Annotated in this window: 7 protein-coding genes; 1 reads left to right on the top strand and 6 read right to left on the bottom strand. The window is 57.0% G+C overall.

Annotation, left to right across the window (positions count from 1 at the left end):
• Positions 1-587: 587 nt before the first annotated feature.
• The gene (locus DV027_RS16480) at positions 588-1,403 is read left to right on the top strand and encodes a sulfotransferase family protein (protein ID WP_242621980.1); all 816 of its coding nucleotides are present in this window, start codon (positions 588-590) and stop codon (positions 1,401-1,403) included.
• On the opposite strand, the gene DV027_RS16475 is transcribed toward DV027_RS16480, so the two are convergent.
• The 6 genes from DV027_RS16475 to DV027_RS16450 all read right to left on the bottom strand — a co-directional run bounded on the left by DV027_RS16475 (position 1,387) and on the right by DV027_RS16450 (position 8,715).
• Complete coding sequence (locus DV027_RS16475; protein WP_130732922.1) at positions 1,387-2,340, bottom strand: helix-turn-helix transcriptional regulator; 954 nt, start codon at positions 2,338-2,340, stop codon at positions 1,387-1,389. The two genes, DV027_RS16480 and DV027_RS16475, sit on opposite strands and share 17 nt — an antisense overlap.
• Positions 2,341-2,497: 157 nt before the next feature.
• Positions 2,498-3,433, bottom strand: coding sequence for a DUF2493 domain-containing protein (locus DV027_RS16470; RefSeq protein ID WP_130732921.1), 936 nt, complete (start codon positions 3,431-3,433; stop codon positions 2,498-2,500).
• Between the two features lie 313 nt (positions 3,434-3,746).
• Entirely contained in the window at positions 3,747-4,793 is a 1,047-nt protein-coding gene (locus DV027_RS16465) for a DUF7146 domain-containing protein (RefSeq protein WP_130732920.1), read from the bottom strand.
• A complete protein-coding gene (locus DV027_RS16460) occupies positions 4,793-5,221 on the bottom strand; it encodes a hypothetical protein (protein WP_130732919.1) in 429 nt (142 codons plus the stop codon). Before DV027_RS16460 ends, DV027_RS16465 begins: the two co-directional genes overlap by 1 nt.
• An 83-nt stretch (positions 5,222-5,304) precedes the next feature.
• A complete protein-coding gene (locus DV027_RS16455) occupies positions 5,305-6,507 on the bottom strand; it encodes a DUF932 domain-containing protein (protein ID WP_130732918.1) in 1,203 nt (400 codons plus the stop codon).
• Positions 6,508-6,645: 138 nt separating this feature from the next.
• Positions 6,646-8,715 (bottom strand): ParB/RepB/Spo0J family partition protein, encoded by a 2,070-nt coding sequence (locus tag DV027_RS16450; RefSeq protein ID WP_130732917.1) that lies wholly within the window; start codon positions 8,713-8,715, stop codon positions 6,646-6,648.
• Between the last annotated feature and the right edge of the window lie 307 nt (positions 8,716-9,022).

The raw sequence follows: 9,022 nt of genomic DNA, 5'->3' as shown, positions 1-9,022 counted from the left end.
CAATAACGACGTCGTTAACGACGGTAAGTTACCAGTCACAATCCTCAATCATAAGGCGGCCTCAAACGGCCGGTTACAGCCAATCCGACATTATGCCCATCATCCGCGCCTGTTTATGGGCACGTTCGCACCGCGTCGCATGGCCCCGCCCCAGCACATGCACGCTCCATCGAAGCAGTCTGGACGATCCCTCCTTCACTACTGACGGACCAACCGTTTCACCGGTGAGGAGAGGGACTGCTGCTCCCTCGCCCGTTTCTCACCAAACGGAATATTCAGCCTGACATAATAGTATAGTTTATAGCAGTCATCGGCTTACTATTCTTCGCTATGGAGAATATTTTAAATTAATGAAATTTATTTCTTTAAATAGTTCATACCACCAATATTTAGTAATAAATAATTTTACCATGATATTATTAATGAGTTATATATTAATAAATGAGTTTTATTATAATGAAAAAATGACCAGATTTGAGTGCTAAATGACCAGAACCGGGCAGACGCAGCATATACGCGACATTAAGTAACAGCTTTGGCACTTCTGAAACGAGTCTAAAATGTCATCAGAATTCATTTTCCATTGCATGTCGGGGCTACCGCGTTCAGGATCTACTCTTCTAGCCGCTATTTTAAGACAAAATCCAAATGTTCAGCACGCTGGGATTACGTCACCCGTATTACCCATGATAGTAAAAATATCTTCCATCATGGTTGAAGGAGAGTTAGTAACAGAATTTAATGAATCACAGCGCAAGAATTTAATTTATGGAATTATAAAAAACTACTATTTAAACAAAACATCTACACATAATAAAAATATTATTTTTGATAACCACCGTATGTGGTGCACTCGCTTAAATCTATTGGATTATATTGATCCAAATTCTAAAGTGATCTGTTGCGTTCGAGATCCTGTGTGGATTATTAATTCTTTTGAAAGAATTATTCAATCTGATCCATTGCTTGGTTCCCATCTGATCCCCATTGAATATCGCGGCACCTTGCATGAACGAGTTGAAGCTCTTCTTTCAAATGGAGGGGCATTCGGATATTGCTGGAAAGCGATTAGAGAAGCATTCTATAGCAAGTTTTCTAGAAAACTAATCATTGTCGACTATGACACCCTAACAAAAAGACCTAAAGAAACCTTAATAAGGTTAGAATCTATTTTAGGAATCAAGCACCACGTATATGATTTCAATAATATAAAATTTAATAGCGCGAACAGGTTTGATGAAAACTTAAATACTGTTGGACTTCACTCAGTCGGGAAACATATCCATCCCCCTTCGAGACACCTTACACTACCCCCTGACATCGTATCTCGGTTGGCTGGCTGCATGTTCTGGAGAGACCCTTCCGAAAATCGGGAAAATGTAGACATTATCTGCGATACCTAGTTCTACCACTTCTCAATAATGAAGGAGAAAGCCCAAACATTTTACGAAATGCCGAAGAGAAATGGCTAGGATTACTGTAACCAATATCTGATGCAATCATCACTATTGATGCTTCATCCTGCCTTAACCGACGGTATGCTGCATGCATACGTTCTTCGTGAAAAATCATATAGGGACTCTTTCCAAAAAGTCGGCGGAAACCACGTTGAAGACTAGAAACACTCATTCCAACACATTTAGCAATCTGTTCTAAACGAGGCGGTTGACCCAAATCTGAAAGAATCATATCTCGCGCGTATAAAAGACGCTGATCACAACCCGACAACTGAGCCCTTGTCTCACGCATCCCAAGAGTAGGTACTTCTAAAATATATCCTGCTAACGCGAGCGCCTTACCCAATAATATTATAGAATTATTTTTTTCAACTGACAAACCAGAAAGAGTCTCCAGTATCCAGTTTGCGCCCTTATTAATCTCAATATCATTCTCGTTTTCTAAAAAATAATGACCACTTGCAAGTTTTTTGGAAAGAGCAGAACTCTCCTCCCCCATCCATTCGATCGCTTTTTTAGAAGGAAGAGATAAAGTTAACCCCATAACTTCTCCTCTAGTTTTATAATCTATCACCGTTCCAGGACGATAACTGACATAATTCACTCCTTTTATCTGAAATCGTTCATAACGCATGAAACCATCACGACATGTCATACCTGTTGCTCCCGTTCCCGTCAGTTGAAGAGCAAAATGTAATTTATCATCATCATGAAATATGCTATAATCTAAATTTTCTTCATGATTCCGCCACATATAAACTTCTACGTCTTCCGGAAGTAAGGCAAGTATAACATTTTGGCTCAAATGATATTTTTTTATTTCATCCATACTTCCATTTAAGAAATTATTCGCCGATATCACGTTTTCTTCACAATTATTCACTCTAATCCATCCTCTTTTTAGATCTCAGAATTTACAATTATGGTAATATATACCATCATATTCCGAATGAGTTCATTTATTGAATTACGCCCGCGGACAGATGTCAATAACACGAAAAATCGCTATACTTTAGCAGCCTAAAAATAGACGCCGGCGCTCATGCGCCAGCCTCCCTGTGGAACCTCCACACGGGAATGCCCATCTGTTTCGCCTTGTCGGCCAGATTGTCCTGAATGCCCGATCCCGGGAACACCATGACCCCGATGGGCAGGACTTTCAGCAGGGCATCGTTGCGCCGGAACGGGGCGGCCTTGCCGTGCCGGTTCCAGTCGGGCTTGAAGGCGATCTGGGCGACCTGCCGATGATCGGCCCAGCGGGAGGCGATGAATTCCGTCCCCTTGGGTGAACCGCCATGCAGCAGCACCATGTCGGGGTGCTTCTCGCGCACCTTGTCCAGACGCTTCCAGATCAGATGGTGGTCCTCGTAATCAGGGCCGCCCGTGACCGCGACCTTTGGTCCGGGAGGCACAAGCAGTTCGGTCTCGGCCTTGCGGCGGGCACTAAGGAAATCGCGGCTGTCGATCATGGAGGCCGTCAGGGTGCTGCGGCTGACCAGCGAGCCAGAGCGTGGCCGCCAGGGCGACATCGTCAGGCGTTCGAACTGGTCGCTGGCGAGGTCGCGGAATATCTCACAGGCGTTGCGTCGTTCCAGCAAAGTCAGGCCTTCGGCGATGAGGCGTTCCAGTTCCACGGAGCGGATCTCGCTGCCATCCTGTTCCTGCTGGCTGCGTTTCTGCGCCTGCTCGTTGCGGTCGAGATCACGCTCCACCTGCCCGACCATGCGGTGAAAGACATTGACGGTGGACCAGAGCAGCGGTTCAAGATCGGGCTCCAGCCGGGTTTCGGTCAGCGTGGCGGACAGGGCGTCGAAGATGTCGGCGACTGCGCCCTCGATCTGGCTGGCGTCGGGCAAGGGCCTCGGGTCCGGCTCGTCCTCGAAGGGACGGTGGCCGTAAAGCTGGAGTTCCGCCAGCACATGGGCGGTGGAAGATGTGGCGTGCGCGGGTTCGAAATCGTCCTGTGTGCGGGTCATGGGTCTGTCCTCCGATTCTGGCCGCGCCCCTCGCGGCCTTTCCGGGGGCGGATAGCGGCAGACGAGGGCCGGGCCGGAACCGCGCAACGCGCGGCCGGAACGCAGTGGAGGATGGCAGGGAGACGGCTATTTTGCTTCGCGATGCAAAGCGCGGCACGCGCGGCGGAAAATAGCCGTCTCCGCCATTGCAGGCCCGGTCTGGCTGACGCCCGCTCCCCTTCCAGAAAGGCCGCGGGCGCGCCCCATCCGGAAACGGGACAGCCCCGCGCCACACCGGAAAGAAGATGCCCCTCACACCCCTTCCCGGCCCGCCTCAGTGCGTGACCGGATGCAGAAACCGCGCCACGTCCTGCGGGGCAAGCTGGGGATGCAGGATCGCCCGCATCGCGCCACGCCCGAGATAGCGGAGATCATCGTTGAAATCCGCCAGACGTGGCGAGAGCGCAAGGCACTCGATCCCGGCCTCCTGCGTCCGGTCCTGCAGGGTCATCACCGCATGGTCTCCGGCTGGGTCGTCATCGCGCAGCACGTAGAGGCGGCGCAGCGCAGGTGGAAACACCATGGCGGCGAGATGCGCCGAGGACAGGCACGCGGCCAGTGGCAGATCGGGCATGACCTCATGGAGCGAGAGCACCGTCTCGATCCCCTCGCCTGCCGCCAGAACGTCGGACACCGGGCCAAAACGCACGGCGTTACCGAGCAGGTCGCCCATCGCCCGACGGGGCATGACGATGGGTGCCTTGCCCTTTCCGTCCCGCGCCAGCCAGGTGCGATGCACCCCAGTCAGAGTGCCGTCGAGGTCGGTCACGGCGGCGATCATCGCGGGCCAGGTCTCGGTCGGACTGTCGGCATCAGCGCGATAATAGCAGTGCGGATGGAAGCGCAAGGCTCCGGCTCCGTGCAAAAGCGTAATGTCGCGTCTACGGAGATACGCTTCTACGGGTGTGCCCGCGATCGGCCCGGACATGGCCCAGAGCCGATGCGCCGCTTCGGAAGAACTGGCAGGTCCGCGCTCCTGAACCGGACGATCCCGTGACGACATTACCGGATCGGGGCGCGGCAGGCTGAGGAAGGCGCGCGCCTCGTCAGCCACGTCGCGGAAATCCACCAGGCCGAGGCTTTCGCGGATCACATCGAGCAGGTCGCCATGCTCGCCCGACTGTGCATCGGTCCATTTTCCGGCTCTGCCATTGGCGGTGTCGTGCAGCCGGACGAACAGCGACCGGCCGGGGGTGTTGCGCACGTCGCCGACCAGCCAGTAATTGCCGTGACGACGACCGGCGGAAAGATACCGCCGACACGCCGCCTCCGCATTCTCCGCCAGACGACGGGCGAGATCGCCTGCATCATGCCCGGCCATTACCCCTGCCCTCCTGTGTCGGGACCGCCTCCGTCGAGGGCGATCGCCAGCCAGCGATCGGTGGTCATCCATGAAATCGTCTTGCGCCGGCCAAGGTCAAGCAGATGCGCGCCACCGCTGAAGGCACCGATCCGGGGACGTGAGGCCGTATTGGCCCACTGGAATCCCCATCGACCCCGAAGCCGAAAGGAGCGCGCACAGCGTAGCACGAATTCCACCACCTGCTGCGGATCGCCAGTTGTCTCATCGTGCATCCAGAGTTTCGTGCCCCCATATTCCGGCACGATCGACAGAATGAAACCATCAGAGGGCGGATCTTCCGCCGCCAGTTCGTCCATGAATTCATTGTAGAGATCGAGCGCCTTTGCGGCATTGCCCACTGTGCCCACATCGAGCACACAGGAAAAATGCGTGAAGAAATCAGCCATCGGAAAAACTCCCGAAACGAAAAAGCCCGGCACAGGGGCCGGGCTCGTAAAAACGTATTGGCGGAAAGACAGAAAAGCGGCTTTCAGGAAGCACGCTCCATCAGCCTGCGTGCCTTCTCCTCCAGATCCAGCCGCGTGTCCTGATTGGCCCTGGTGCGGGCCAGCGCTGTGATCCCCTGCACGAAATCGAACACACTCTCGGGCTTGCGCCCTTCCTCGTGCAGCACGGTTTCGATGATCCTCGCGGTTTCCGGCTTCGAGAAACCACGACGACGCAGGAAGCTTTCGCGATCGTCATCGCTCCTGGCCACCAGTGCGCGGCGTGAGGCCTGGATGCCGGAGACGAACGAGGCCGGGCTGGCCGTGGCGAAATTCCGCAGCGCCGGTGTGGCCTGATGCACGAAACGGGACGCAGCAAACTTGCTATGCCGTATCGTGATCTGTTCGAAATTTTCCACACCCCAGAGCATCCTGTTTTGACATACTCCGCGCAGATAGAATGATGCAATGCCGAGGCTCTTGCTGCCGACCTCGCTGTTCCAGGCATAGAAACCCCGGAAATAGAGATCGGGGTCACCATTGGGCAGGCGGCCCGCCTCGATCGGGTGCGTATCGTCCACAAGGAACAGGAACACATCCCTGTCTGAAGCATACAGCGTGGTGGTTTCCCTGGTGATGTCGACATAGGGATTATGGGTCATGGTGGCCCAGTCGATGACACCGGGCACCTTCCAGTTGGTATCGCCGGTCCCATCGCCAGCAATTTTCTGTACCGCACCAACCAGTTCGTGGTCCCAGATGCGGCCGTAATCGGGACCGGTCACGGCGCGTAGCTCGACGCGGCCGTCCTCGGTTTCCAGCGTTTTCACCAGTTCGGCGCGGTGCGACAGCAGCCCGTGCTGGAGATTGATCGCCGCCAGTGGGGCCGGCAGGTTACGCAGGTACGACGATGGCGCGCCGACCAGACTGCACATCTGGCCGAACGACCAGTGCGTGGGCGCAACCGGGTCATTCTGTCCCGGCACGGTCAGGGTCAGGCGCTCGGCATTGTCGCGCGAGGCCTCGACGCGAATGGCACGGCTTTCCACCGTGCGGGCGGTGGCGCGCTCGGCACGGGCAAGTGTGGCGGCATGCAGGTCAGACAGGGACAGGTAGCGCTCGTCATCGGGCCGCGAGAACCATTCGGACGAGACGCGGGCGCTGCATTCGCCACGGGAAGGATCAATCCGGAAGCCGCCAGACGCGGCGCCACGGGACGCAGGAGGCAGGATGGTGGTTGTGGTCATGGAAAACTCTCCTCTGATGCCGGTTATTCGGCACCCAAGGCGAAGCCGCCCTCTCCCTCTTTCCGGGACGCCGGACATGAAAAAAGCGGCTTCCGGGCACCGGAAGCCGCTGTCTCAAAGTTCCTGACCTCATAAGGGTTATTCGGCAGCGATGGCCTCCATATCCTCGCCTGCCGTCACTGTTTCAACCTGTGTCTGATGTACCAGCCCCGCAGTCCGCAGCGCCTCGGGCAGCCAGCCCGAACCATCAAGCCGCCGCCCGGCCTCGCGCGCCATGTCGGGCTTCTTCAGGTGGGCGATGCGCTCTGCCGCCTCATCGCCGCGCGCTTCCCGCACCGCCAGGAGGATACGGGCCTTGGTCACCCGACCGAGATAGTTCTCGACGGTCGGCTGCCAGCCTGCCTCGACCAGATCGAGACCGAGGGCCGACGCCAGTCGATCGGCCCGTTTAAGGCGCTCGGTCACGCTGCGCTGGGACACCGCACCATAGGCGGGCATGCGCTCGTAGAGCGCGTTGACCCCGAAAGACAGGCAATGCGCCAGCAGCGCCATGCGGCTGGCATCGTCCAGCCCGTCGATCCAGCGCCACAGCGCGTCCTCGTCTTCCGGCAGATCATGCTTCCAGCCCTCGTTGCGCTGGCGCAGCGCGTGGGCGGACACACTGCCCGGCATGTCGGGCGAATGGACCGGCAGGGAGATTTCGCGGACATAGGCTTCCAAGCAGTCCGCACCCGGTGTCTGCCAGTAAACATCACGCACCAGCGTATGCAGCAGTTCGGTCAGCGCGATGTGCGGGTTGCTGGCGAAAGCATCCCGCAGGGCCAGCGTGCGCCAGGCCGTCAGTTCGGTGAGCAGCCGGTCAGGCAACGGCCTGATCCCGTCTTCTTCCTCGGGCTCGACGTCGGGAGCAATGTTGTCACCCTCCCCCTCCTGGTAACCATGGCCTGTGCTATCGTGGTCCCGCCCATCATACCCAGCATGATCGTATCCATCGGCATCATCGGTCTCTTCGGGCTCGGTCGGCATATCCTCGGGCAGCACGAAGCCCCGCTCCACCTGCAATGTGCCATCACTGTCGAGGCTGACGAAGGCCCCCGCCCGCGCCATGTCAGCGGAATCGAACGTCAGGGGCCGTTCTTCCAGGGCAACGATCGCCTGTTCAATCTCGCCCAGCTGTACATCCACCTCATCAGGGTATTCATCGGCCTGAGCGTATTCAGCCTCGATGGCTTCCTGCTCGGCGCGCAGGGCTTCGAGATGGACCATCTCTTCCTCGGCAAGAGGCACTTCCGTGCCATTGATCTCCACGAACTGCCGTGTGTGGCCCCATGGGAATGACAGGGCGGTTTCGACCCACTTCCAGCCCTCGGCGCGGATATCTTCTGCGGCTGTATGCAGCTTTTCCATGACCAGCCGGTCCAGAATGGCTGGATCCTGCAGCCAGCCGCCGTCATCGGCCTCGAACAGGTCGCGCATGACAGGACCACCGGCCGCGAGATAGGCCTCCAGCCCGACAAAGCGCACGCGACGATCCGAGGCCCGCACGGTCTTTTCTGTCAGCATGCGGCGGATGACGTAGGGTTCGCTGTTATGGCTCCGGGACACGATGTCCCAGATCTGTTCCTGGCGGGAATGGTCATCGCTGATCGAAAAGGCAATGAGTTGGTCGAGCTTCATGCCATCCTGCTCGTAGATATCGAGCAGTTTGTCGGACACGGTCATCAGCCGCAGGCGCTGTTTGACCACGGCGGGTGCGACAAAGAACGCGGCAGCGATTTCTTCCTCGGACATGCCCTTCTCCAGCATGTCGCGAAAGGCGCGAAACTGATCCAGCGGGTGCAGAGCCACGCGCTGGACGTTTTCGGCCAGGGAATCATCCTCGGCAAGAATGGCCGATCCGGCCTCGCGCACGACGCACGGTACTGGGGCGGTCTTCGCCAGTTTCTTCTGCTTCACCAGCAGTTCGAGCGCACGAAAACGACGCCCACCGGCGGGGACTTCATAGGTACCGGTCTCGGCCCCTTCGCCGTCAAGGACGGGGCGGACGTTCAGGCTCTGCAGGAGGCCGCGGCGCTCGATATCGCGGGCCAGTTCCTCGATCGACAGGCCGGACTTCACGCGCCGCACGTTGGACTGGGACAGCACCAGCCGGTTGAACGGGATATCGCGGGACGAACTCAGGGTGATTTTGGGAATAGCGGTCGCCATGGCGAAACACTCCATGACGGGCGGACAGGAGACTCTCTCCCATCCTCTCAACCCGTCACGAAAATCCCCGCAGCCCTCTGACTCTGATGGCCGCACCAGTGCCAACCCGTTCCCTATTTTCCCGGCAGAAAAATGTTGGCAATGGGGGGCAAGCAGAATGTCTGCCATTGGAAACGGGGGATCGAAAGAAGCCGTTCGCAGCACTGATATTCCTGTTGGATAGCTACCGAGTAAGCATCCGGCGGGAGACGCGGGCGTATTCAGGCGGCGATGGTATTGTGGACCTGCTGGTGGGCTTTCCAGTGCC

The sequence above is a fragment of the Komagataeibacter xylinus genome, from assembly GCF_004302915.1.
Classification (GTDB): Bacteria; Pseudomonadota; Alphaproteobacteria; order Acetobacterales; family Acetobacteraceae; genus Komagataeibacter; species Komagataeibacter xylinus_C.
Note: the sequence above shows the minus strand (reverse complement) of the source record. Positions and strands in the feature narration are given on the sequence as shown.